General features: G+C 67.5%; 24 protein-coding genes. 19 read left to right on the top strand and 5 right to left on the bottom strand.

Annotated features, from left to right (window positions below):
- Positions 1-36: 36 nt before the first annotated feature.
- Positions 37-423 carry a hypothetical protein gene (locus tag QRT08_RS00120; protein WP_286043544.1) on the bottom strand — a complete coding sequence of 129 codons (387 nt, stop codon included), beginning with the start codon at positions 421-423 and terminating at the stop codon, positions 37-39.
- A 193-nt stretch (positions 424-616) separates the two neighbouring features.
- On the opposite strand from QRT08_RS00120, the gene QRT08_RS00115 reads away from it, so the two are divergent.
- Entirely contained in the window at positions 617-1,879 is a 1,263-nt protein-coding gene (locus tag QRT08_RS00115) for a serpin family protein (RefSeq protein WP_286043543.1), read from the top strand.
- A gap of 9 nt (positions 1,880-1,888) precedes the next feature.
- Here the strand turns inward: QRT08_RS00115 and QRT08_RS00110 are convergent, their stop codons facing one another.
- Positions 1,889-2,647 (bottom strand): DUF2797 domain-containing protein, encoded by a 759-nt coding sequence (locus QRT08_RS00110; protein ID WP_286043542.1) that lies wholly within the window; start codon positions 2,645-2,647, stop codon positions 1,889-1,891.
- A gap of 73 nt (positions 2,648-2,720) precedes the next feature.
- Between QRT08_RS00110 and QRT08_RS00105 the strand changes: the two genes are divergently transcribed.
- The 8 genes from QRT08_RS00105 to QRT08_RS00070 all read left to right on the top strand — a co-directional run bounded on the left by QRT08_RS00105 (position 2,721) and on the right by QRT08_RS00070 (position 11,863).
- Positions 2,721-3,080 (top strand): BsuPI-related putative proteinase inhibitor, encoded by a 360-nt coding sequence (locus QRT08_RS00105; RefSeq protein ID WP_286043541.1) that lies wholly within the window; start codon positions 2,721-2,723, stop codon positions 3,078-3,080.
- Positions 3,081-3,092: 12 nt separating this feature from the next.
- The gene (gene acs / locus QRT08_RS00100) at positions 3,093-5,033 is read left to right on the top strand and encodes an acetate--CoA ligase (RefSeq protein ID WP_286043540.1); all 1,941 of its coding nucleotides are present in this window, start codon (positions 3,093-3,095) and stop codon (positions 5,031-5,033) included.
- 103 nt (positions 5,034-5,136) lie between these two features.
- Complete coding sequence (locus QRT08_RS00095; protein ID WP_286043539.1) at positions 5,137-6,783, top strand: bacterio-opsin activator domain-containing protein; 1,647 nt, start codon at positions 5,137-5,139, stop codon at positions 6,781-6,783.
- Between the two features lie 88 nt (positions 6,784-6,871).
- A complete protein-coding gene (acs, locus tag QRT08_RS00090; RefSeq protein ID WP_286043538.1) occupies positions 6,872-8,860 on the top strand; it encodes an acetate--CoA ligase in 1,989 nt (662 codons plus the stop codon).
- Positions 8,861-8,944: 84 nt separating this feature from the next.
- On the top strand, positions 8,945-9,400 hold the full coding sequence (locus QRT08_RS00085; RefSeq protein ID WP_286043537.1) for a DUF4212 domain-containing protein: 456 nt from the start codon (positions 8,945-8,947) through the stop codon (positions 9,398-9,400).
- Positions 9,397-11,121 (top strand): VC_2705 family sodium/solute symporter, encoded by a 1,725-nt coding sequence (locus QRT08_RS00080; protein ID WP_286043536.1) that lies wholly within the window; start codon positions 9,397-9,399, stop codon positions 11,119-11,121. Before QRT08_RS00085 ends, QRT08_RS00080 begins: the two co-directional genes overlap by 4 nt.
- A gap of 4 nt (positions 11,122-11,125) precedes the next feature.
- Positions 11,126-11,590: a universal stress protein gene (locus tag QRT08_RS00075; protein WP_286043535.1), complete on the top strand. Its 465-nt coding sequence runs from the start codon at positions 11,126-11,128 to the stop codon at positions 11,588-11,590.
- Between the two features lie 54 nt (positions 11,591-11,644).
- Positions 11,645-11,863 (top strand): DUF8119 family protein, encoded by a 219-nt coding sequence (locus QRT08_RS00070; RefSeq protein ID WP_286043534.1) that lies wholly within the window; start codon positions 11,645-11,647, stop codon positions 11,861-11,863.
- A 12-nt stretch (positions 11,864-11,875) separates the two neighbouring features.
- On the opposite strand, the gene QRT08_RS00065 is transcribed toward QRT08_RS00070, so the two are convergent.
- The gene (locus QRT08_RS00065) at positions 11,876-12,115 is read right to left on the bottom strand and encodes a hypothetical protein (protein WP_286043533.1); all 240 of its coding nucleotides are present in this window, start codon (positions 12,113-12,115) and stop codon (positions 11,876-11,878) included.
- Between the two features lie 90 nt (positions 12,116-12,205).
- Between QRT08_RS00065 and QRT08_RS00060 the strand changes: the two genes are divergently transcribed.
- From QRT08_RS00060 to QRT08_RS00015, 10 genes are all read left to right on the top strand, one after another.
- Positions 12,206-12,799: a tRNA (cytidine(56)-2'-O)-methyltransferase gene (locus QRT08_RS00060; RefSeq protein WP_286043532.1), complete on the top strand. Its 594-nt coding sequence runs from the start codon at positions 12,206-12,208 to the stop codon at positions 12,797-12,799.
- 5 nt (positions 12,800-12,804) lie between these two features.
- Positions 12,805-13,302 (top strand): universal stress protein, encoded by a 498-nt coding sequence (locus QRT08_RS00055; RefSeq protein ID WP_286043531.1) that lies wholly within the window; start codon positions 12,805-12,807, stop codon positions 13,300-13,302.
- A 139-nt stretch (positions 13,303-13,441) separates the two neighbouring features.
- Positions 13,442-13,966 (top strand): transcription factor, encoded by a 525-nt coding sequence (locus QRT08_RS00050; protein WP_286043530.1) that lies wholly within the window; start codon positions 13,442-13,444, stop codon positions 13,964-13,966.
- The gene (locus tag QRT08_RS00045) at positions 13,966-14,640 is read left to right on the top strand and encodes a DUF2110 family protein (RefSeq protein ID WP_286043529.1); all 675 of its coding nucleotides are present in this window, start codon (positions 13,966-13,968) and stop codon (positions 14,638-14,640) included. The genes QRT08_RS00050 and QRT08_RS00045 overlap by 1 nt, the downstream gene beginning before the upstream one ends.
- Positions 14,637-15,386, top strand: coding sequence for a DUF5803 family protein (locus tag QRT08_RS00040; RefSeq protein ID WP_286043528.1), 750 nt, complete (start codon positions 14,637-14,639; stop codon positions 15,384-15,386). Before QRT08_RS00045 ends, QRT08_RS00040 begins: the two co-directional genes overlap by 4 nt.
- A gap of 29 nt (positions 15,387-15,415) precedes the next feature.
- Positions 15,416-16,105 (top strand): competence/damage-inducible protein A, encoded by a 690-nt coding sequence (locus QRT08_RS00035; RefSeq protein ID WP_286043527.1) that lies wholly within the window; start codon positions 15,416-15,418, stop codon positions 16,103-16,105.
- Between the two features lie 323 nt (positions 16,106-16,428).
- Positions 16,429-17,493 carry an ATP-NAD kinase family protein gene (locus QRT08_RS00030; RefSeq protein ID WP_286043526.1) on the top strand — a complete coding sequence of 355 codons (1,065 nt, stop codon included), beginning with the start codon at positions 16,429-16,431 and terminating at the stop codon, positions 17,491-17,493.
- A 73-nt stretch (positions 17,494-17,566) separates the two neighbouring features.
- The gene (locus QRT08_RS00025) at positions 17,567-18,598 is read left to right on the top strand and encodes a phosphate uptake regulator PhoU (RefSeq protein WP_286043525.1); all 1,032 of its coding nucleotides are present in this window, start codon (positions 17,567-17,569) and stop codon (positions 18,596-18,598) included.
- A 233-nt stretch (positions 18,599-18,831) separates the two neighbouring features.
- Entirely contained in the window at positions 18,832-20,445 is a 1,614-nt protein-coding gene (gene ggt, locus QRT08_RS00020) for a gamma-glutamyltransferase (protein WP_286043524.1), read from the top strand.
- Between the two features lie 256 nt (positions 20,446-20,701).
- Positions 20,702-20,884, top strand: coding sequence for a YHS domain-containing protein (locus QRT08_RS00015; protein WP_286043523.1), 183 nt, complete (start codon positions 20,702-20,704; stop codon positions 20,882-20,884).
- A 224-nt stretch (positions 20,885-21,108) separates the two neighbouring features.
- On the opposite strand, the gene QRT08_RS00010 is transcribed toward QRT08_RS00015, so the two are convergent.
- Both QRT08_RS00010 and QRT08_RS00005 read right to left on the bottom strand, forming a co-directional pair.
- Positions 21,109-22,251, bottom strand: coding sequence for an acyl-CoA dehydrogenase family protein (locus QRT08_RS00010; RefSeq protein ID WP_286043522.1), 1,143 nt, complete (start codon positions 22,249-22,251; stop codon positions 21,109-21,111).
- Between the two features lie 65 nt (positions 22,252-22,316).
- Positions 22,317-22,592, bottom strand: a 276-nt coding sequence (locus QRT08_RS00005) for an elongation factor 1-alpha C-terminal domain-related protein (protein ID WP_483299902.1), incomplete at its 5' end; no start/stop codon positions are given.

The following is a 22,592-nucleotide window of genomic DNA, read 5'->3' as shown; positions in this document are numbered from 1 at the left end:
CGGACGACACGCCGGTTTAGCTCTTTTGCGATCGCCCTACTCCTCGAGGGCGTCGGCGATCCGCTCGAGGTGTCGGTTGACGTCGCGGACCTCGTCGCGGAGCTGGCGGACCTCGCGGACGAGCTGTTCGTTATCACCCTCGCCGCCGGGGCCGCCCGCACCGGGACCGCCGGCGGGACCGCCGCCCATCGCGCCGGGGCCGCCGCCGCCCATCATGCCGCCCATCATCTGGGCGAAGGGGTTGCCGCCCATCCCGCCGGGGCCGCCACCGCCCATCATCTCCTCGAGGCGCTCCTCCCGGGAGCCCTCGCCCTCGCCTTCGGGCCCACCCTCGGCCTCGCGCTGTTCGCGGATCTCCTCGACGCGCTCGCGGAACGATTTCTCCTCCTCTCCCTCGTTCTCCTCGCCGTTGTCGTCTGCCATACCCTCGGATTCGACAGCCGAACCGAAAAGGGTTGGGTTGTCGCTCGTCGAGTCACAGAGATCACGATCGGTCCGAACTGCTTTCTCGCAGATTATCCACGCCGAGCGACCGCCGTCTCGCGAGCCACAATTCTTATATATATATATGACATTTCCGGTAGATATACGCATGGAGCTTTCCCGACGAACGATCTTGGCAACGTCGGGCGCAGCCCTCGCGAGCGGCGCCCTCTGGTACGCCATCCGCGACGAGGCGGCCGCCTCCGACGCCGATCCGATCCCCGGCGTGGCGGCCGCCGACGTCGATACCGACGAGCTACGACGCGTCGTCGAGGGCAACGTCGGTTTCGGGCTCGCGATGCTACGCGAACTCGCAGCCGCCGAACCGACGGAAAACCTGCTGGTTTCACCCGCGAGCGTCGGGTTCGCGTTGGGGATGACGTACGCCGGCGCCCGTGGCGAGACGGCGACGCGTATCGCCGAGACGCTGCGGTTTCCGGACGACCCCCACTCCGCTCACCAGCAGCTCCAGTACGAACTGAACGAACGGGCCGCGGCCGTTGACGACGGCGAGTTCGAACTCGCGGTCGCGAACGCGGTGTGGGGCCTCGAGGGGTATCCGTACCGCGAGGAGTACCTCGAGCTGCTCGAGACCCGATACGGCGCCGGGCTGCGAACGGTCGACTTCGTCGGGGATCCCGAGGGCGCTCGCGAGGAGATCGACGAGTGGGTCGCCGAACGGACGAACGACCGTATCGACGAACTCTTTCCCGATGGCGCGTTCGATCGGTACACGCGTCTCGTCCTGACCAACGCGATCTACCTGCTCGCGGACTGGCACCACCAGTTCGACCGAGGCGACACCCGGGAGGAGGAGTTCACGACCCTCGAGGGCCGAGCCACCGAGGTCCCTCTGATGCGTCAGACGGAGACGTTTCCGTACGTCGAGGCCGACGGCCACCAGCTCGTCGAACTTCCGTACGTCGAGGGGGAGGTTGGCATGGTCGTTCTACTTCCCGCGGAGGGCGAGTTCGAGGAGATCGAAGCGGAGGTCACGGCCGATCGGCTCGCGGAGTTCGTGGACGCGCTCGACGAGGCGGAGGGGGAGGTCGTTCTCCCCCGCTTCGAGTTCGAATCCGGATTCAGCCTGACCGACCTCCTCTCCGAGATGGGCATGGGAGTCGCGTTCGACCCCGACGCGGCGAACTTCGACGGGATCGCGCCGCTCGACGAACTCGAGGGGAATCTGTTCATCGACGACGTCGTTCACGAGGCCTACGTCGCCGTCGACGAAGAAGGGACGGAAGCGGCCGCCGCGACAGGGGTCGAGGTCGGGGTCGACTCCGCGCCAGCGCTCGACTTCCGGATGGTCGCTGACCGCCCGTTCCTCTTTCTGATCCGGGACCGGATCACGGGGGCGGTGCTCTTCCTTGGTCGCGTGGTCGATCCCGAATAGGGCGTATGGTCACCCGAACGCACCCAGGCTCGACTGCAACGCCCGGTCGACCGGGCCCTCGCGTACCTCGTGGCCCACGAGGTCGCGCATGTCGACCACGTAGGCCGTCCCACCGCGTTCGAGCACCAAAATCCGACCCTTGGTGCCGAGGACCGTGCCGCTCGCGATCGTCTCCCCGACCGGACGCTCCGCGAGGTCGAGGTCGTACTCGAAGGAGAACGTCTCGATGGGGTCGTACTCCTTTACGAGCGCCTCCCACGCCGCGGAGTCCACCGACTCGCCCAACCCGCGGATCTTCGTCGGCACCCGGACGCTGTCGCCGATCTCGCGGGCGATCTCACTCTCCATCTCGCGGGCGATCCGGCCGTTCGACACCGTGTGGAGGTGGGCCCCCCGGTCTGCACCCTGTTCGCGTAAGCGCGTGTCGAGTCGCCACGCGCGGGTGACGCCGACCTTGAACGTCGCCGGGGCGAACGCCGCGAGATAGACGGCGTGCTCCTCGAAACAGTCCATCTCGTCCTTGAGGCAGGTCCCCGTACAGCGCGCACAGACCCACGTGGAGGTGTGGGAATCGCAGTAGGGGGCCTCGGGGTTCGGACACCCCCTGTGGATGCCCTCGACGACCGTCCCCGCACAGCGGCGTTCGCCGAGGGCGTATTCGAGGGGCTCGCCCGGGGCGAGCGGTTCGCGCGTGAGGTCGCCCTCGTCCGCGACCACCAGCACCGGCTCGCCGTCGCTCGCGCCCGTCTCGTAGCCCACGATCTGCACACGTCGAGTACCGCCGCGCGGTAGAAATGGCTGTCGCCCGTGGGTTTTTGGGCGGTGCCGACCCAGCACGACCATGACTCTCTCGGGGATCCTCGACCTCGAACTGGACGGGAGCCTCCGGTTCGCGTTCACCGTCACGAACGCCGGCGACGAGCCGGTCGAACTGCGGTTCCGCGACGGACAACGCGCCGAGTTCTCGCTGATCGAGGGCGGCGAGGACCGCTGGCACTGGAGCGAGGGGCGGGCGTTCACGCAGGCGCTCGGCCGCGAGCGCCTCGCATCCGGCGAGTCGGTCACGTACGGCGGGGAGTGGTCGGACCCCGAACCCGGCGAGTACACGGCTTTCGCGGTACTGTGTGCCGAGAACGGGGACTGTCGTGTGGAGCGGGCGATCGCCGTCTCGGGCGAAAACTTATCGTCCGATCCCCCGTGAACGTCCCACACGATGACTCCGTCCCCGGACGAGCGATACGAACCGCCCCCGTCGTTCGTCGAGCAGGCGAACGTCTCCGACCCGGGAATCTACGAGGCGTTCGACGAGGAGTGGCCGACGTGCTGGGAGCGGGCGGCGGAGTTGCTGGACTGGCACCGCGAGTACGACCGCGTCCTCGACGGGAGCGACGCCCCCTTCTACGAGTGGTTTCCCGGTGGCGAGGTGAACGCCGCGTACAACTGCGTCGACCGGCACGTCGAGGCCGGGCGCAAGACCCACGCCGCGCTCAAGTGGGAGGGGAAACGCCGCGAGACGCGCACCTACACCTACCAGGACCTCTACGGCGAGGTGAACGAACTCGCCGCGGCGCTTCGCGACCTCGGCGTCGAGGAGGACGACGTGGTGACGGTGTACCTCCCGATGATCCCCGAACTGCCGATCGCGATGCTCGCGTGTGCGCGCATCGGCGCGCCCCATTCGGTCGTCTTCGCGGGCTTCTCCGCCGACGCGCTGGCGACGCGAATGGAGCGGGCGAACTCGGAGTACCTCGTCACGTGTGACGGCTACTACCGGCGTGGCAACGCCTTCAACCAGAAGAGCAAGGCCGACAACGCGCTCATGGCGCTCGACCGCGAGGTCACGACGGTCGTGGTCGACCGCCTCGGGGAGGACCTCGATCACAGCCTCGACGACGACCAGTACGACTACGAGGACCTCGTCCTCGCCCACGCCGGGGCGACCGTCTCCCCGGCGGCCCGCGACGCGGAGGACATGCTGTTTCTCATGTACACCTCGGGCACGACGGGCGAACCGAAGGGCGTCACCCACTCGACCGGCGGCTATCTGGCGTACGCCGCGTGGACTGCGCGGGCGGTACTGGATCTCAAACCGGAGGACACCTACTGGTGTTCGGCGGACATCGGCTGGATCACGGGCCACTCCTACATCGTCTACGGCCCCCTCGCACTCGGCACGACGACGCTGCTCTACGAGGGCACGCCCGACTACCCCGATCGCTCGCGGCTCTGGGAGATCGTCGAGCGAAACGCCGTCGACGTCTTCTACACCGCGCCGACCGCGATTCGAGCGTTCATGAAGTGGGGCCAGGAGTACCCCGATGCCCACGATCTCTCCTCGCTGCGGCTTCTGGGCACGGTCGGCGAACCCATCAACCCCCGCGCCTGGAAGTGGTTTCGCGACCACATCGGCGGGGGGGAGTGTCCCATCGTGGATACGTGGTGGCAGACCGAGACCGGCGGCATGATGGTGTCGACGCTCCCCGGAATGAGCGCGATGAAGCCCGGGTCGGCCGGCCCGCCCCTCCCGGGGATCGACGCCCGGGTCGTCGGCGAGAACGGCGAGGGAATCGACCCCGGCGAGACGGGCTATCTCGTCGTCGACCGCCCGTGGCCGGGGATGTTCCGCACCCTGTACGGAAACGACGAGCGCTACCGGAGCCAGTACTGGGAGCCCTTTTCCGAGGGCGATGAATGGGTTTACTTCTCCGGCGACGGCGCGACGGTCGATTCCGACGGCTACATCACGGTGCTGGGCCGGGTCGACGACGTGATCAACGTCTCCGGGCACAGGTTGGGGACGATGGAGATCGAGAGCGCGATCGTCGGCGTTTCCGGCGTCGCCGAGGCCGCCGTCGTCGGCGGCCAACACGAGACCGACGGCACCGCCGTCTACGCCTACGTCAGCACCGATCACAGCCACGAGCCGAGCGAGGCGCTCCGCGAGCGGATCGTCGAGAACGTCGAGCGAACGATCGGCCCGTTCGCCCGGCCCGAGGCGGTGGTGTTCACGCCGGAGTTGCCGAAAACGCGCTCGGGCAAGATCATGCGCCGCCTGCTGGAGAACATCGCCAATCAGGAGCCGCTAGGTGACACGTCGACGCTCCGGAACCCCGAGGTCGTCGGCGAGATAGCGGCCGCCGAGGACGGCGAGTAGTTCGTATCTTTCGAGAAACACGAACCCGAACAGGCCGGGGATTTCGGGGGACTTCGGACCGACAGAGCTAACTGGGTTTCGTAAAATACGAGAACTACGAAACATGGTCGACGCGAGCGTAGCCGGGAGGGGCGAGGAGGGGTGGCTCACGCGGACGGAGTACGACGAACTGCTGGAGGCGGCCACCACCTACCGGAAACGCCTCCTCGTTCGGCTCGGGGGCGAGGTCGGGCTCAGGGCGACCGAGATGACCGCGATCCGCCCGGAGGGGATCGAGCGCGTGCGAAGCGACCCCGACCGGTACCTCCTCTCGGTCCCCGAGAGCGGGGGCGGGGATCGGGTGGCCCACCTCCCGGCGGGCGTCGAGCGCGAACTCGCGCGCTACGTCAACAGCAACGCGATCGGGGGGTCCGAACGGGTCATCGACGTGACGCCCCGGCGCGTCCAGATGCTCGTCCGTGAGGTCGCCGATCGGACCGCCGAGCGGACGGGTGAGTCGCGCCTCGCCGACGTGAGCGCCCACGACCTGCGGCGGTACTTCGCCCGGACGCTGCTGTGCGAACGGGACGTCTCACCGCGCGTGGTCCGGGCGATCGGCGGCTGGCGGAGCCTCGAGGCGCTCGATCCGTACATCGATACCCCCGATAGGGAGGAGATCGTCGACGCGCTCGACGCGGGGGACGAGCGAACGGATACGACGCTCGACTCGGTCCTGCTCGACGCCTCGACGCGCGAGGAGGTCGAAACCGGGGTCTGTGGGGCGCTCGCCGATCGGTACGGGTTCGCGTGGATCGACGCGCCGGAACTCGACGGGGAGGACGCGCCGAGCGCCGTTTCGGGCATCGAACCCGGGGCGATCCCGTCGATCCGCGACGACCTCGACCCGACGGGGTGGATCCGAACCGAACGCGGGGTCGTCGTCGCGGCTCCGATCCGGTACGGCGAGACCCGATACGGCACCCTCTACGTCGGCTCCCCGGACGCCCCCGACGGGCGGGCGCGGGACCGCTTTGCGACCCTCGGACGGCGGATCGGCCACGCGATCACCGCGATCCGTCGCCGAAAACTGCTGTTGGCGGATACGATCCTCCAACTCGAGTTCCACAGCACCGATACGGGGTCGGCGCTGATCGCCGCGTCCGACCGGTTCGGCTGTCGGATCGACCTCGAATCGATCGTCTCGTCGTCGGAGTCGGCGCTGGTCTACTACCTGACGCTCGCGGGCGCGAGCGCGCCCGCCGTCATCGAGTTCGTCTCCGAGCGGCGGGGAATCGAGGACGGGCGGCTCGTCGAGGGGCGCGACTCGGGCGCGCTGGTGGAGTTCGTCGTCTCCGGGGGCTGTCCCCTTCTCTCGCTCACCGACGACGGCGCGACCGTCGAGGAGGCGACGATCGAGAACGGCGAGGCACGCATCCTCGCCGAGTGTGCGTACGACACCGACCTCCGGGCGCTCGTCGGGCGGCTGACCGAGGCGTTTCCCGACACCCGACTCGTCGGCAAGCACGCGGCCGAACGCGGTGCCAGCACCCTCGACGGCTTCGAGCAGGGGGCGACCGAGCGGCTGACCGACCGCCAGCACGCGGCGCTTCGGGCGGCGTACTTCGGCGGGTATTTCGACTGGCCACGGGGGAGCACGGCGGAGGAGGTCGCCGACGCCATGGGCGTCTCCTCGCCGACGCTACACAACCACCTCCGCAAGGGCCAGCGCGAACTCCTCGAACTGCTGTTCGAGGACCGCCCCCAGGTATGATCCGTGCGATTTGTAACCGAATACTAGACTGTTTTGTACACCTAGATCCCATGTTTACTACGTCGGTTCCGTATTGACTGGCCGTACCATGGCTGGTGACAACGAGGACGTTCAACTCGAGGCGCGGCTCGAAGAGCAGGACACGTTCGAGCCGTCCGATTCGTTCGTCGAGCAGGCGAACGTCTCCGACCCGGGAATCTACGAGGAGTTCGAACAGAACTGGCCCGACTGCTGGGAGCAGGCGGCCGATCTGCTCGACTGGGAGGAGTCGTACGATCAGGTGCTCGACGAGGGCGATGCCCCCTTCTACGAGTGGTTCGTCGACGGGAAGCTGAACGCGTCGTACAACTGCATCGACCGCCACATCGAGGAGGGCCGCGGCGACGAGGTCGCCCTCGAGTGGGTCGGCGAACCCGTCGACGAGACGCGCACGTACACCTACGACGACCTCTACGAGGAGGTCAACGCGACGGCCGCGGCGTTCCGCGAGATGGGCGTCGAGGAGGACGACGTGGTGACGATGTACCTCCCGATGATCCCCGAACTCCCCATCGCCATGCTCGCGTGCGCGCGCATCGGCGCGCCCCACTCGGTCGTCTTCGCCGGCTTCTCCGCCGACGCGCTGGCGACCCGGATGAAGTCCGCCGACTCGGAGTACCTCGTCACCTGCGACGGCTACTACCGGCGGGGCGACCCCCTCGACCACCTCGAGAAGGCCAACGAGGGGCTCGGGGACGTGGATCACGACACCACGACGGTCGTCATCGACCGGCTCCCCGACGAGGACTCCTTCGGCCACGACCTGGGCGGGAACCAGCACGCCTACGCCGACCTCGTCGGCGAGCAGGAGGGCGAGGAGGTCGACCCCGTGGTACGCGACGCGGAGGACATGCTGTTCATCATGTACACCTCCGGGACGACCGGCCAGCCCAAGGGGGTGAAACACACCACCGGCGGGTATCTCGCCTACACCGCGTGGACGAGCCAGGCGGTGCTGGACGTCAAGCCCGAGGACACGTACTGGTGTTCGGCGGACATCGGCTGGATCACCGGCCACTCCTACATCGTCTACGGCCCCCTCGCGCTCGGCACGACCAGCGTGATGTACGAGGGAACCCCCGACTACCCCGACAAGGACCGCCTCTGGGAGATCGTCGAGGACTACGGGGTCAACCAACTGTACACCGCGCCGACCGCGATCCGCGCGTTCATGAAGTGGGGCCAGGAGTACCCCGACGAACACGACCTCTCCAGTCTCCGCCTCCTCGGGACCGTCGGCGAACCCATCAACCCCCGCGCCTGGAAGTGGTACTACAAGCACATCGGGAACGAGGAGTGTCCGGTCGTCGACACGTGGTGGCAGACCGAGACCGGCGGGATGATGATCACCACCCTGCCTGGCGTCGGCACGATGAAGCCCGGGTCGGCCGGCCCGCCCCTCCCGGGGATCGACGCCCGGATCGTCGACACCAACGGCGAGGAGATCCAGGCGGGACAGGCCGGGTATCTCACGGTCAACAAACCCTGGCCCGGCATGCTGCGAACGCTCTATAAGAACGACGACCGGTTCATCGACGAGTACTGGGAGGAGTACTCCGATCCCGACTCCGACGAGTGGATCTACTTCCCCGAGGACGGCGCGAAGATCGATTCTGATGGGTATATCACCGTTCTCGGCCGGGTCGACGACGTGATCAACGTCTCCGGGCACAGGTTGGGGACGATGGAGATCGAGAGCGCGATCGTCGGCGTTTCCGGCGTCGCCGAGGCCGCCGTCGTCGGCGGCCAACACGAGATGAAGGGCGAGGCGGTCTACGCCTACGTCATCACCGAGGACGGCTACGAGGGCGGCGAGGAGCTCCGCGAGGAGATCGTCGCGGGCGTCGAGGACGCCATCGGGCCGATCGCCCGGCCCGAGCAGGTGGTGTTCACCGACGAACTGCCCAAGACCCGCTCGGGCAAGATCATGCGCCGCCTGCTCGAGGACATCGCGAACGAGGAGGAACTCGGCGACACGTCGACGCTTCGGAACCCCGAGGTCGTCTCGGAGATCCAGCAGAAGGTACAGGGCGACTGATCGACCGGCGCTTTTCCTCGGTTCGAGTCGCACGACCGGGGATTGGGCGCCGAGATAAACAACACCATTAACGATACACGAAACATGTCAACCGAATCCGATCCGTCCGATACACCGGACGATCCAGACGCGGTACGGACCGACGGAGGACTGAGCGACGTCGAGAGGGAGCGCCAGATAGACTACCTCGACGTGGAGATCAACCTGTTGAAGCCGGCGACCCCGTTCATGCGGGACCACCTGCGGGTCGTCTGGACGGGCTTCATCATCTGGACGTTCACCACGTTCGGGCCGATCACGCTGACGCGGATCGCGCCCGACCTGATGACGACCCAGCTGCCGGTGATCGGCTTCCCGATCCACTACGCCTCAATCGCGATCGGCGGCCCGACGGCCGCGTTGTTGCTCTCGGTCTGGTACGCCCGCAAGCGCGACAAGATCGACGAGAAGTACGGCATCGAACAGGAGGTCGTCGAACCGGAGCCGACCGAGACCGGAGCGGAGGACGTCGCGGCGACTGACGGGGGTGTCACGGAATGAACGGGCTTTCGATCCACGCGACGAACCTGGCGCTTCAGACGGCCCAGGACGAAGCGTTGCTGCCCGAGGGGCTCGACATCTCGTTCAAGGCCCTCCCGGCCGTCATCGTCCTGGGGATGATGCTGCTGTTCCTCGTCGTCGGGTTCATGTTCAAGGTCGCCGACACCGACGACATGTGGGTCGCCGGCCGGTCGATCGGGAACATCGAGAACGGGATGGCGATCGGCGCGAACTGGATGTCCGCGGCCTCCTACCTCGGGATGGCGGCGCTCATCGCGCTCTCGGGCGTCTACGGGCTGGCGTACGTCGTCGGCTGGACGACGGGCTACTTCATCCTGCTGATCTTCCTGGCCGCGCAGATGCGCCGGTTCGGGAAGTACACCGCGCCCGACTTCGTCGGCGACCGCTTCAACTCGGACGCCGCACGCGCGCTCGCGGCGATCACCACGTTCCTCATCGGGTTCGTCTACGCGCTCGGGCAGGCCCGCGGGATGGGGCTGGTCGGGATGTACATCCTCGGCGACATCAACAACCTGGTCCCGCTGCCGGGGCTGAGCGCGTATCAGGCCATGATGATCCTCTTCATGGTCATCACCATCGGCTACCTGGCGCTCTCGGGGATGCTCGGTGCGACCAAGAACATGGCGCTGCAGTACATCATCCTCATCTCCGCGTTCCTGATCGGCCTGCTCGCGACCGGTTGGTCCGCGGGCTTCTCGACGGTGCTGCCCCAGATCGAGTACGGACTGCTGATCGACGACCTCGCCGCGGAGTTCTCCGCGCCGTTCGCCGGCGGGAGCTACTACCTCTGGGTCGCCACCTGCTTCAGCCTCATCTTCGGGACGTGTGGGCTCCCGCACGTGCTGGTCCGGTTCTACACGGTCGAGAACGAGCGGGTGGCCCGCTGGTCGTGCACCTGGGGACTCTTTTTCATCTGCCTGCTGTACCTCTCCGCCCCGGCGTTCGCGGCGTTCGGGACGGCGCTGTACGGCGATCAGGTCGGCGCCGTCTACGGCGACAACGGCATGTCGAGCGCCGCGGGCGACGTGATCGTCGTCCTTGCGGCACAGCTCGCGAACCTGCCGACGTGGTTCGTCGGCTTCGTCGCGGCGGGCGGGATCGCCGCCGCGGTCGCGACCGTCGCCGGCCTGTTCATCGCCGCCTCGTCGGCGATCTCCCACGACATCTACGCCAACATCATCAACGAGGAAGCCTCCCAGCGCCAGCAGGTGCTCGTCGGCCGACTGAGCATCATATTCATCGGTCTGCTCACCATCGTGTTCGCGATGGACCCCCAGCAGCCGATCGCGGCGCTGGTCTCCTTTGCGTTCTCGCTCGCGGCCATCGTGCTGTTCCCGATGTTCTTCCTCGGGCTCTGGTGGGAGAACGCCAACCGGCAGGGCGCGCTCGCCGGCATGGTCTCCGGGCTGGTCCTCTGGTTCATCCCGATGTTCAACGAGGGCAACTTCGGCATCGTCAACGGCGGCGAGGGGCTGGGGATCTCGGTCCTCGCGACGTGGATGCCGGCCGCTGGCTCCGCGCTCATCGCGACGCCGCTCGTGATCGGCATCATGATCGTCGTCTCGCTGGTCACGGACGATCCACCCCTGCGGACGAAACAGATGGTTCGCCAGTGTCACAGCCCCGATCCGATGCCGAAAGACATGACCGCGGCCGACGTCGTCGCCCGGAAGAACGGCGAGACGCCCGCGGACGACTAGACCCATGTACGAACGCATACTCGTTCCGACGGACGGTAGCAAAGTCGCGGAAGTAGCGGTCAATCACGCGGTCGACCTCGCCGAGAAGTACGGTGCCGAGGTCCACGCGCTGTTCATCGCCGACGTCGACGCGGTCGCCTACGGCCTCGGCACCGAGCAGGTCGACCGCATCAGACAGGGCAACTTCAGGGGGATGACCGACCTCCGCGAGGACGCCGAGGACGCGACGGGCTACGTCACAGAACACGCCGAGGCCGCCGGCCTGACCGCGGTCGAACGCCACGCCGGCGGCCGACCGCACGACGTGATCGCCGACTACGCCGAGGACAACGACATCGACCTCATCGTGATGGGGAGCCACGGCCGCTCGGGGGTCCGACGCGCGCTCCTCGGGAGCGTCACCGAGCGGACGCTCCGCTCGACGCGCGTCCCCGTGCTCGTGGTCGATTACGTGAAAGACGACGAGTAACCACACTCGTCCTCCCGCTCGCATCCGCTTCGACGACCGGAGAGACAGAGACAGATGGACCTCACAGATCGGATTCGAGAGCACGTTCGCGAGAACGGGACCGGGATGGTCCACGACCTGATGTTCGCGGTCGTCTGGGTCGCGGTCGTCTCGTTCCTGTTCGAGTTCGTCTTCGTGAGCGCGCCCCGCTGGACGTTCTACATGTTCATGCTCGCCGGCATCCCGGCGTACTTCGGCTTCTTCCTCTCGCTGGAGTTGGCGAGAGCGGGGTGAGGGCCCCGAGAATCAGTCGCCGGATTCCCCCGCCTCCTCGCGTGCGGCGACGTAGCGCCGTCTGAGACGGAAACAGACGACGCTCGCGGCACCGAAGATCACCGGGAGCGCCAGGTCACCCACCGACCCCGATAGCGCCGGCATGACGCTCATCCCGGCCATCAGGGCGAAGACGAACGCCAGCAGCCCCGTTATCGGGACGGCGAACCCGTCCGGGAACGCACCGCCACCGCGGCCCGATTCGTTGCTCATACCCGTCGTTCGGGCGGGTCCCGATTAAAGACCGCGTCTCCCCGCGAAACGAACCGAAAACCCCTACCCGACGCCGGGCCGAGCGAGGGTATGAACGACGAACCCGAAGTCGCCGTGTTGCGACTGGGCCACCGGCCGGGCAGGGACGAGCGCATGACGACCCACGTCGGCCTCACGGCGCGCGCGCTCGGTGCCGATCGGGTGATCCTCCCCGACAACGCCGGCGGGTCGAAGGCGACCGTCGAGGAGGTCACTACCCGCTTCGGCGGCCCCTTCTCGGTCGAGCTCTCGGGCTCCCAGAAGGCGCTCGTCCGGGAGTGGGACGGGTGCGTGGTCCACCTGACGATGTACGGCGAGCGGATCCAGGACGTCGAGGACGGGATCCGCGAGGCTCACGACGAGGCCCCTCTATTGGTCGTCGTCGGCGGCGAGAAGGTTCCGTTCGAGATCTACGAACACGCCGACTGGAACGTCGGCGTCACCAACCAGCCCCACTCGGAGGTCGCCGGATTGGCGGTCTTCCTGGATCGCCTGTTCGAGGGGCGGGAACTGGAACGGGAGTGGGCCGACGCCGAACAGCGGGTGATCCCGCGCGAGACCGGGAAACGGGTCGAACCGACCGATTCGGAGACCGGTCGGTCTCCCGACAGGGCCGACAGCGATAACGACGCCGGGCGCCACTAGAGCGCATGTACGATTCGATACTGTTGCCGACCGACGGGAGCCAGCGGATGAACGCCGTCGTCGAGCAGGCCGTCGGGCTGGCGTCGCTGTGTGACGCGCGACTCCACGTGCTCCACGTCGTCGACGAACGGGCGTACCTATCGGTGCCCGACGACGCCCGCGACCGGGTCCGGGAGACGCTCACCGAGGACGGAAACGCCGCGACCAAGTCGGCGGCAGAACGCGCCGTCGAACGCGACCTCGAGGTCGTCCGGGAACTCAGATGGGGGGATCCGGCCGCCGCGATCCTCTCGTACGCCGTCGAGAACGGCGTGGACGTCATCGTGATGGGGACCCACGGCAGGAGCGGCTACGAACGGTACCTCCTCGGGAGCGTGGCCGAACGGGTCGTACGCACCGCACCGATCCCGGTGCTCACCGTCGCGGTCGGGGACACCGAGGAACAGACGGCGGCGATCCTCGGAACGCGGGTCGAGGAGCTACTCCGGGACGAAAGCGCGTAGAACGGGAACCGACGACCCCCGTGACCGAAGGCGTCGGAGTCGGATCCCGAGCGTCGAACGGGTCGGGAGCCGAGGCGGCCGCTCCGGCGTTCGCGGTCGCTCAAAAGACTTAACCGGCGAACAACGCAATGGAGGGGTAATGGCTTTTGAGGATCTACTCGAGGACCCCGTCATCCAGAAGTATTTACACGAGCTGGTGGGGCCGAAGGGGATGCCGGTCGCCGCCGCGCCGCCGGACGGAGAGGTCACCGACGAGGAACTCGCCGAGACGCTCGATCTGGAGCTCAACGACGTACGCCGGGCGCTCTTTATCCTCTACGAGAACGATCTGGCGAGTTATCGTCGGCTCCGGGACGAGGACTCGGGCTGGCTCACGTACCTCTGGACGTTCGAGTACGAGAACATCCCCGAGAACCTCGCCGAGGAGATGGAGCGCTTGCTCGACGCGCTCGAGAACCGCGAGGAGTACGAGCGCAACCACGAGTTCTACCTCTGTGAGGTGTGTTCGATCCGCTTCGAGTTCGGCGAGGCGATGGACTTCGGCTTCGAGTGCCCCGAGTGCGGCTCGCCGCTGGAGGCGATGGACAACGCGATGCTCGTCGAGGCGATGGAGCGCCGCATCGCCGAACTGCGCGACGAACTCAACGTCGACGTCGAGGCCTGATGGTCGTCCTCGCAACCAAGGTGACGGTCCACGGCAAGGCGCGCGAGCGGGCGCTCGACGGGCTCCGATCGCTCGTCGGGAACGCGATCGGCGACCTCGACGTCGAGTGGGAGGTCGGGGTGCGTCACGACGACTTCCCGACCGTGAGCGTCGAGGGCGCGGACGCGACCGTCGCGCGCAACGCGCTTCGCGAGGAGTGGGGCGAGATCACCGACGAGTTCCGCGAGGGCGAGACCTACGTCGGGACCCTGACGTCGTGGGACGACGAGGGGTTCGTCCTCGACGCCGGTCGAGAGGTTCGGATTCCAACCGCCGAGTTGGGGCTCGGACAGGGGCGGCCCGCCCAGCTGGTCGAACGGTTCGGGCTGGTCCAGCACCTCCCGATGAGATTCGTCTACGGCGGCGAGGACGACTCACGGCTCGCCGACGCCGAGCGCGATCGCCTCTACGACTGGACGCGCGGCACCGGCCGGGTCAACGTCAACAACGCGACCCGCGGGGAGGTGCGCGCGACGGTCAACCGCGCGGGCCACGCGAAGGACATCGTCACGGTCGAGCGGTTGGGCCTGCTCGAACAGAGCGTCGTCTGTCGCGAGGGGACCGACCCGCCGGGACTGCTGGCGGCGATCGGGCCGCACCTCACCTCGGAACTGCGGTGTGTCATCAGTTCATGAACCGTCGCCTGCTCGCCATCGGCTCGCTCGTCGCGCTCGTGTTCGTAGCCGGGTGTGCGGGGTTCGGGTCGACGACGAGCGAGGAGGGGCTCAACGAGGAGGCGAGCTACGACTGGGACACCGAAGCCGACGCCACCATCGAGGTCACCGACGGGGAGTACCGGGCGGTCTACACGGTCGAGAACCGATCGACGATTCGGCTCTACGAATCGACGCGCTACGGCGACGACAACCCGATCGACGTGCGGGCGGTGCAGTTTCGCTATCCCGACGGTACCGTCGTTGGAATGGACGAGATCGAGGTCGAGGAGAGCCGTTCGGGGGTCACCGTCCACCTGCCCGCCGAGAACGGTCAGCTCGCGTTCACGTCCGACTCCCGGTCCAGGAACTTCGCGACCGAGACGTTCGTCGAGGGCTCCTACGAGGTGATCCTCCCGCCGGGCTACCGCGTCGACAACTTCGTGCTGGCGAACGTCCGGCCGGGCGGCTACGAGGCCGAGGTCGTCGACGACCAGGTCCACATCCGCTGGGACGAGATGAACGCCAGCGCCATCTCGGTGCGCTACTACCTCGAACGCGACGTCTACCTGTTCGGTGGCCTCATCCTCGTCGCCTCGATCGGGGCGGCGATCGCCGGGGCGTACGTCTACCGTCAGATGCAGGAGCTCAGACGGAAACGCGAGGAGGCTGGTCTCGACGTCGACATCGAGGAGGACGACCGAAAGCCGCCGCCGGGAATGCGGTGAGTTTTAGCCCGCTACCTCCAACGGGGCGTATGCACGTCGCGCTCGTCACCGTCGGCGACGAGATCCTCGCGGGCGATACGGTCAACACGAACGCCGCGTGGCTCGGCCAGCGCCTCGCCGAGCGTGGCGTCGACGTCGAGCGCGTGACGGTCGTGCCCGACCGCGTCGAGGAGATCGCCCGCGTCGTCTCCGAGTACCGCGCCGAGTACGACGCCGTCATCGTCACCGGCGGTTTGGGTCCGACCCACGACGACCTGACCCTCGAGGGGGTCGCGGCGGCGCTCGGCCGCGAGGTCGAACGTAACGAGGAGGCGCTGGCGTGGCTCACCGAGGAGGGTGGCTACGAACGCGCGGAACTCACGTCGGGGACCGCGGACCTTCCCCGAGGAGCGCGCCCGCTTCACAACGAGGCCGGCGTCGCACCCGGCGCGGTGATCGAGGGGATCTACGTCCTGCCGGGAGTGCCACGCGAGATGAAGGCGATGTTCGAGTCGATAGAGGAGGAGTTCGAGGGCGAACCCCGTCACACCCGCTTCGTCCACACCACCGAACCCGAGAGCGCGCTCGTCCCGCGGCTGGCGGAGGTCCGCGAGCGCTTCGACGTGACGGTCGGGAGCTACCCCGGTGACGGCGTGCGGCTGAAGCTCACGGGAGCGGACGAGGGGACGGTCGAGGCCGCGGCCGACTGGCTCCGCGATCGGGTCGAGGGCGACGAATAGCGGGAAGTGGTCCCCACCGGATCGAACCACGTCAGAGGCACCATCGAAACGGCGATCCGGGTGGGCACCTGCGATCAGGATATGACCCCGGAGGATATATAGCTATTGATCGTTACAAACTCATCGGTAGAGGTAGAACAGCCACGCCAGCGTCAGCACGACGCTGACGACGAGCACCGAGGTGCCGAGGATCTCGATCGGGTACGTGCCGTACTGCTCCAGCGGAAGCGGGTTCATGCTCCACCGTGTGGGACGCTGTTTCATAAGTGTTGACGACTCTCCTCGACCGCGAGGCCTTTCATCGCGGGGCGGAAACGGACGGTATGCGACGCATCGGTTTCGTCCTCAACCCCATCGCGGGGATGGGCGGGCGGGTCGGCCTGAAGGGGACCGACGGGAAGGTCGCGGAGGCCCGCGAGCGGGGCGCCGAACCCCGAGCGCCCGAACGGGGGCTCGCCGCGCTCGAAGCGCTCCGGGAGCGACTGCCCGACGCCGAGATCCTGACCTGCGGCGATCCGATGGGCGAGGCCGAGACGCGGGAGGCCGGCTTCTCGCCCGAGGTCGTCTACGAGCCGAGCGGCGAGACGACGGCCGCCGATACCCGGAGTGCGGTCCGGAAACTACTCGACCGCGAGGCCGACCTGCTCCTGTTCGTCGGCGGCGACGGCACGGCGACGGACGTGGCCGAGGCGATCACCGAAGCCGACGGCGAGACGCCGATCCTCGGCGTTCCGGCGGGCGTGAAGGTCTACTCGTCGGTGTTCGGCGTCACGCCGGAGGACGCGGGTCGGATCGCGGCGGCGTTCGACGCCACCGAGCCGAGGGAGGTGAGCGACATCGACGAGGAGGCCTACCGCGAGGGCGAGGTCAGGACGAGCCTCCGGGCGGTGGTGAACGTCCCGGTCGCGGAGGACCTCCAGTCCTCGAAACAGCTCGGGGGCGGGTCGATCGAGGGGCTCGCCCGGGGGTTCGCGAGCGAGGTCGATCCCGACACCACGTACGTCCTCGCGCCGGGCAGCACGGTCGGCGCGATCGAGGACGAACTCGGGATCGAGGGGAGCCCGCTCGGCGTGGACGTCTGGCGGGACGGGGAGCTACTGGTCCGGGATGGCGGCGAGTCGGAGATCCTCGCGGCGCTGGGCGATCGAAACGTGATCGTCGTCTCGCCGATCGGCGGACAGGGGTTCGTCTTCGGGCGGGGCAACCAACAGCTCTCGCCCGACGTGATCCGCCGGTGCGGGATCGAGATCGTCGCCTCGCGCTCGAAACTCGACGAGACCGGCGTCCTCCGCGTCGACACCGGCGACCCGGACCTCGACGCGGAGCTTCGAGGCTGGACGCGCGTGCGCGTGGGCCGCGTCGAACACCGGTTGTTGCAGGTCGTATGACCCGCCATATCGATACAGAGACATATAATGATGAAGTAGTGAATATTAATACCTCCCGAGGAATACCATCGCTATGGATACACGGAAGGTCCAGCGGCTCGGCCCGTCGACGCTGGCGATGACGTTGCCCGCCGACTGGGCGAAGGAACACGGCGTCGAGAAGGGCGACGAGGTGACCCTGCGGCGGGGGAGCAAGGGCGCGCTGACGGTGATGCCCGAGTCCGCCGACCGGGAGGAGAGCGAGGCGATCATCCACGCCGACGAACTCGACGCCCGCGCGGTCGAGCGAGCGATCATCGCTCAGTACGTGCTGGGCCGGCGGATCATTCACGTCCAGCAGCAGGAGGGAGCGCTCTCCTCGGACCACATCAACGCCATCTATCAGGCCGAGACCCAGCTCATGGGGCTGGGCGTGATCGAGGAGACGCCTGAGAGCATCGCGATCCGGTGTTCGGTCGACCCCGAGGACTTCACGCTCGACAACCTGCTCAAACGCCTCGAAAACACGGGGAGTACGATGCGCGGCGAGGCGGTCAAGGCGCTCGCGATGGGCAACCCCGACCTGGCCCAGCGCGCGCTCAACCGCGAACGGCAGGCCAACAAGATCTTCGTCCTCCTGCTTCGCCTCATATTCACCGCCTACCAGAACCCAACGCTCGCGCGGGCGGTCGGCTTGGACGACGGCTTCGCGCTGATCGGCTATCGCTCGATCGCGAAGAACCTCGAACTCACCGCCGACAACGCGGAGGACATCGCCGAGATCGTCCTCGAATCCGGGGACCACTCGCTGAACGTCGACAGCGCGACGATGCGCCGGATCCGCGAGTTCACCGACCACGTCGACGAGATCACCGCGCTCGCGGTCGAGGCCGCAGTCGAACGCGACTACGACATGACGATCGGGGTCCGCGAGCTGTTCAAGGAGATCTCGGACCGGGAACGCGAGATCCTGAACGATCTGCCCGAGATGAACAACGACGACCTCCTCCAGATCAGGGAGGTCCTCGTGAGCCTCCAGCAGACCGCCCAGTACGCGATGCGAAACGCCGAGATCGCGGCGAACCTCGCGCTCAACGAGGAGTCGGAACACGTGACCATCCACTGAAAAGCCCTCAGCGCGCCTTGGCAGGCGCGCTTCGCCCTTTTTATGTCCACCAGGACCGCTTGCGAGCGGTTCGGATCCGAACCGCTCGCTTAGGACGCCAGCCCTTCCCCGCCCCGCGAGCGTGGCCGACGGACGTGACGGCCACGCTCGCGCCGGCCACCGCGCCGCTTCGTCGTCACGCGGCGGTTTGCCCCTTCTTCACCATTCAATACGCAGGAGCGTGGACGCCCGACATGGAGTTCGAGTACCCCTGGGGGTTCACCGGCCGGCGCTCCGCGGTCATGGCCCCGAACGGCATGGTCGCGACGAGCCATCCCCTCGCCGCGCGGACGGGAGTGAAGATCCTCGAAGACGGCGGGACCGCCGCAGACGCCGCGATCGCGACCGCCGCCGTGTTGAACGTCGTCGAGCCCCACATGACCGGGATCGGCGGCGACGCCTTCGCGCTGACCCAGTTCGACGGCGAGTACCGCGCGCTCAACGCGAGCGGTCGCGCACCCGCCGAGGCCGATCTGGAGGACTATCGCGAACGAACCGACGCCGAGGAGAACGGGAACCCGGTCATGCCCGAAGACGGCGGCCTCCCCGTGACGGTTCCGGGTGCGCTCGACGGCTGGGCGACGCTCCTCGAGGAGTACGGGCAATTCGACCTCGCGGAGGTCCTCCGACCCGCGATCGACTACGCGGAAGGCGGCGTCCCCGTCACCGAGTACGTCGCCCGCCAGTGGGCGAACGCCGCGGAGCGGATCGCCGGGTTCGAGGAGAGCGCCCAAACCTTCCTCCCCGATAACCGAGCGCCCGAACCGGGCGAGCGCTTCTCGAACCCGGGGTTCGCCGAGTCGCTCGAGTCGGTCGCCCGCGAAGGCCCCGAGGTCCTCTACGGCGGGGAACTCGGCGAACGGGTCGTCGAGGTCGTTCGAGAGAACGGCGGGACCCTCTCGCTCGCGGACCTGGAGGCACACGAGAGCACCTGGGAGGAACCGATCGGCACGGCGTTCGACGGGGTCGAGGTGCTCGAACACCCGCCGAACGGCCAGGGGATCGTCGCGCTCGAAGCGCTGAACGTCGCCGAGGAACTCGGAATCGAGGGCGAACCGACGAGCGAGGAACGCCTCCACCGCCTCATCGAGGCAACCAAGCTCGCCTTCGCCGACGGCTACGCCCACGTGAGCGACCCCGAGCACGTCGACGTCCCGACGGAAACGATGCGCTCGAAGGCGTACGCGAAAGAGCGAGCGGGCGAGATCGGTCCCGAGGCCCGAACCTACGGCGCGAAAGCGAGCGAGCACGCGAACACGGTCTACCTCTCGGTCGTCGACCCGCAGGGCAACGCCGTCTCCTTTATCAACAGCGTCTACATGAGCTTCGGCAGCGGGCTCACGGCGGGCGGGTTCGCGCTGCAGAACCGCGGCCACTCGTTCAGCCTCGACCCGGAGCACGCAAACCGGCTCGCACCCGGAAAGCGCCCGTTCCACACGATCATTCCCGCCATGCTCCGCGAGGACGGCGAGTTCCGCGCCTCGTGGGGCGTCATGGGCGGATCGATGCAGCCACAGGGCCACCTCCAGGTCGCCGCGAACCTCACAGAGGGGCTGAACCCGCAGGCCGCGCTCGACGCGCCGCGATTCCGCTGGCTCGACGGCAATCGGGTCGCGCTCGAAACCTCGCGGCTCTCCGACGAGGTAGTCGAGGGTCTGCGCGATCGAGGCCACGAGGTCGTCAATGAGGGCGAGTTCTTCGACGAGGGGGGCCACTGGGGCGGCGGCCAGATCGTCTACCGGGGCGCCGAGGGCGACCTGATCGGCGGATCGGACCCCCGGAGGGACGGGCAGGCGGTTGGCTTCTAACGAAAGCCCTCGCAGCAGACTGGCGTCTGCTGCTCGCCCTTTTCATGTTGGTTACGAACGCCGGAGGCGTTCGTCACATCCCAAAAATCTTCGATTTTTGAGGACCACCAGGCCCGCAATCGCGGCGCGTGATCACGCGCCGCTTCCGGGGACGCCACCCCTCCCCCGTTCGAGTCGCGGCCCCGGCCGCGAAGCGAGGCCGCCGGCGGTCGCGTCCCGGTGACTTTTGCCGTCGGCCGCACAAGCGACGGCCACGATGACCGACTGCCCCGTCTGTGACTGCGAGATCGAACAGGAAACCCCCGGCTCCGAGGAGGGCTACGGCGGGGAGAGCTACGCCCCCGCCCAGGCGGAGTACGAGGGCGAGATCTACTACTTCTGCTGTTCGGATCACAAGGAGTCGTTCGAATCGTCCCCCGAGGAGTACGCCGGGTCGTAGCGGCGAGTTGCGATCCGGTTACGGGACTCACGCGACCACTCCCGGAACGCCTGTCCTCTCCCGTTCGAGTCGCGGCGCCGCCGCGAACCGAGGCCACCGCACCGACGCCGCCCTACAGCCCGAGTTCGCGGCCGATCACCAGATGCTGGATCTCGCTGGTCCCACTCGAAAGCCCTCACGAGCGCCGACGGCGCTCGTTCGCCCTTTTCATGTCCACCAGGCCGCTACAGCCCGATCTCCCGGCCGATAACTAAATGTTGGATCTCGCTGGTACCCTCGCCGATCTCCATCAGCTTCGCGTCGCGGTAGAACCGCTGGGGCGCGAAGTCCTCGGTGTAGCCGTAGCCTCCGAGGACCTGGACGGCGTCCTCCGCGACCTCGCGACACGCCTCGCTGGCGTCGAGTTTCGCGAGCGCGCTCTTTCGAGTGACCTCCTCGCCCCGGTCGTAGGTGGTCGCGGCGTCGTGAGTTAGCAGACGGGCGCGCTCGGTTTTGCGGTGCATCGAGACGACCATGTTCCGAACCGCGTCGAACTTCGAGATGGGCTGGCCGAACTGCTCGCGTTCCGTGCTGTACCTTCGGGCGGCCTCGTACGCGCCCTGTGCCAGCCCCACCGAGAGCGCCGCAATGGAGATCCGCCCGCCGTCGAGCGTCTTCTTGGTCTGGTCCCAGCCGTCGCCCTCGGCCCCCAGAAGCCGGTCCTCGGACACGCGGACGTCGTCAAGCTGGATTTCACAGGTCGGGGAGGCGTTCAGCCCCATCTTGTCCCAGATCGTCGTCACCTCGAACCCGTCGTCCTCGTGGGGGTCGACGATGAACGTCGAAATGCCGTCGTAGCCCGCTCCGGGGTCGGTGACGGCCTTTACCAGCACCGATCCGGCCTCCGAGGCGTTCGTGATGAACTGCTTGGTCCCGTTTATCACGTAGCCGTCGCCGTCGCGCTCGGCACGGGTGTCCATGTTCGAGGCGTCCGACCCGCTTCCCGGCTCCGTGAGCGCCCACCCGCCGACGTACTCGCCCTCGGCGAGCGGGCGGAGCCACCGTTCTTTCTGCTCGTCGGTCCCGAAGAGTTCGATCGGCTTCGAGGCGAGGCTGACGTGGGCGGCGTACGAGAGGCCGATGCTCCCCGACACCCGCCCCAGTTCCTCGGTCACCAGCGCGTACATGAGCTGATCGCCCCCGAGCCCGCCGTACTCCTCGCTCACGGGCACGCCCATGATATCGAGGTCGGCGAGTTGGTCGAATATCTCGGCGGGATAGCGGTGCTCGCTCTCGATCTCCTGGGCGATCGGCTCGATCTCCTCCTCGCAGAAGTCCCGAACCGTATCGCGGATCATCCGGTGTTCGTCGGGAAGCCTGAAGTCCATAGCCATAGCTCATGATTAGAAGGGATAGAAGTCAAGGTTTTCATTGGGCGACCCCCGGCGATCGATCACTCGCGTTCGCTCACGCTGAGGACCTTTCCCGCCGCGATGGTCTGGCCCATGTCGCGCACCGCGAAGCTCCCCAGTTCCGGGATCTCCCCCGACGGTTCGACGCTCAACGGCTTCTGTGGACGGAACGTGACGACCGCCGCATCCCCGGACTGGATGAAGTCGGGCTCTTCCTCCTCGACCTCGCCCGAGGCGGGGTCGATCTTCTGATCGATCGACTCGATCGTACACGCGACCTGGGCGGTGTGGGCGTGGAACACGGGCGTGTAGCCCGC

The organism is Halalkalicoccus sp. NIPERK01, from assembly GCF_030287405.1.
Classification (GTDB): domain Archaea; phylum Halobacteriota; class Halobacteria; order Halobacteriales; family Halalkalicoccaceae; genus Halalkalicoccus.
This window is presented reverse-complemented; position numbering and strand designations above follow the sequence as displayed.

What these genes read in the sequence shown, in the direction of transcription:
- QRT08_RS00085 (WP_286043537.1), top strand. Translation starts at nt 8,945, where the DNA reads ATGTCAACCGAATCCGATCCGTCCGATACACCGGACGATCCAGACGCG.
- QRT08_RS00060 (WP_286043532.1), top strand. Translation starts at nt 12,206, where the DNA reads ATGAACGACGAACCCGAAGTCGCCGTGTTGCGACTGGGCCACCGGCCG.
- QRT08_RS00025 (WP_286043525.1), top strand. Translation starts at nt 17,567, where the DNA reads ATGGATACACGGAAGGTCCAGCGGCTCGGCCCGTCGACGCTGGCGATG.
- acs (WP_286043538.1), top strand. Translation starts at nt 6,872, where the DNA reads ATGGCTGGTGACAACGAGGACGTTCAACTCGAGGCGCGGCTCGAAGAG.
- QRT08_RS00070 (WP_286043534.1), top strand. Translation starts at nt 11,645, where the DNA reads ATGGACCTCACAGATCGGATTCGAGAGCACGTTCGCGAGAACGGGACC.
- QRT08_RS00010 (WP_286043522.1), bottom strand. Translation starts at nt 22,251, where the DNA reads ATGGACTTCAGGCTTCCCGACGAACACCGGATGATCCGCGATACGGTT.
- QRT08_RS00095 (WP_286043539.1), top strand. Translation starts at nt 5,137, where the DNA reads ATGGTCGACGCGAGCGTAGCCGGGAGGGGCGAGGAGGGGTGGCTCACG.
- QRT08_RS00035 (WP_286043527.1), top strand. Translation starts at nt 15,416, where the DNA reads ATGCACGTCGCGCTCGTCACCGTCGGCGACGAGATCCTCGCGGGCGAT.
- QRT08_RS00105 (WP_286043541.1), top strand. Translation starts at nt 2,721, where the DNA reads ATGACTCTCTCGGGGATCCTCGACCTCGAACTGGACGGGAGCCTCCGG.
- QRT08_RS00045 (WP_286043529.1), top strand. Translation starts at nt 13,966, where the DNA reads ATGGTCGTCCTCGCAACCAAGGTGACGGTCCACGGCAAGGCGCGCGAG.
- QRT08_RS00040 (WP_286043528.1), top strand. Translation starts at nt 14,637, where the DNA reads ATGAACCGTCGCCTGCTCGCCATCGGCTCGCTCGTCGCGCTCGTGTTC.
- QRT08_RS00015 (WP_286043523.1), top strand. Translation starts at nt 20,702, where the DNA reads ATGACCGACTGCCCCGTCTGTGACTGCGAGATCGAACAGGAAACCCCC.
- QRT08_RS00050 (WP_286043530.1), top strand. Translation starts at nt 13,442, where the DNA reads ATGGCTTTTGAGGATCTACTCGAGGACCCCGTCATCCAGAAGTATTTA.
- QRT08_RS00080 (WP_286043536.1), top strand. Translation starts at nt 9,397, where the DNA reads ATGAACGGGCTTTCGATCCACGCGACGAACCTGGCGCTTCAGACGGCC.
- QRT08_RS00065 (WP_286043533.1), bottom strand. Translation starts at nt 12,115, where the DNA reads ATGAGCAACGAATCGGGCCGCGGTGGCGGTGCGTTCCCGGACGGGTTC.
- QRT08_RS00055 (WP_286043531.1), top strand. Translation starts at nt 12,805, where the DNA reads ATGTACGATTCGATACTGTTGCCGACCGACGGGAGCCAGCGGATGAAC.
- ggt (WP_286043524.1), top strand. Translation starts at nt 18,832, where the DNA reads ATGGAGTTCGAGTACCCCTGGGGGTTCACCGGCCGGCGCTCCGCGGTC.
- QRT08_RS00075 (WP_286043535.1), top strand. Translation starts at nt 11,126, where the DNA reads ATGTACGAACGCATACTCGTTCCGACGGACGGTAGCAAAGTCGCGGAA.
- QRT08_RS00120 (WP_286043544.1), bottom strand. Translation starts at nt 423, where the DNA reads ATGGCAGACGACAACGGCGAGGAGAACGAGGGAGAGGAGGAGAAATCG.
- QRT08_RS00030 (WP_286043526.1), top strand. Translation starts at nt 16,429, where the DNA reads ATGCGACGCATCGGTTTCGTCCTCAACCCCATCGCGGGGATGGGCGGG.
- acs (WP_286043540.1), top strand. Translation starts at nt 3,093, where the DNA reads ATGACTCCGTCCCCGGACGAGCGATACGAACCGCCCCCGTCGTTCGTC.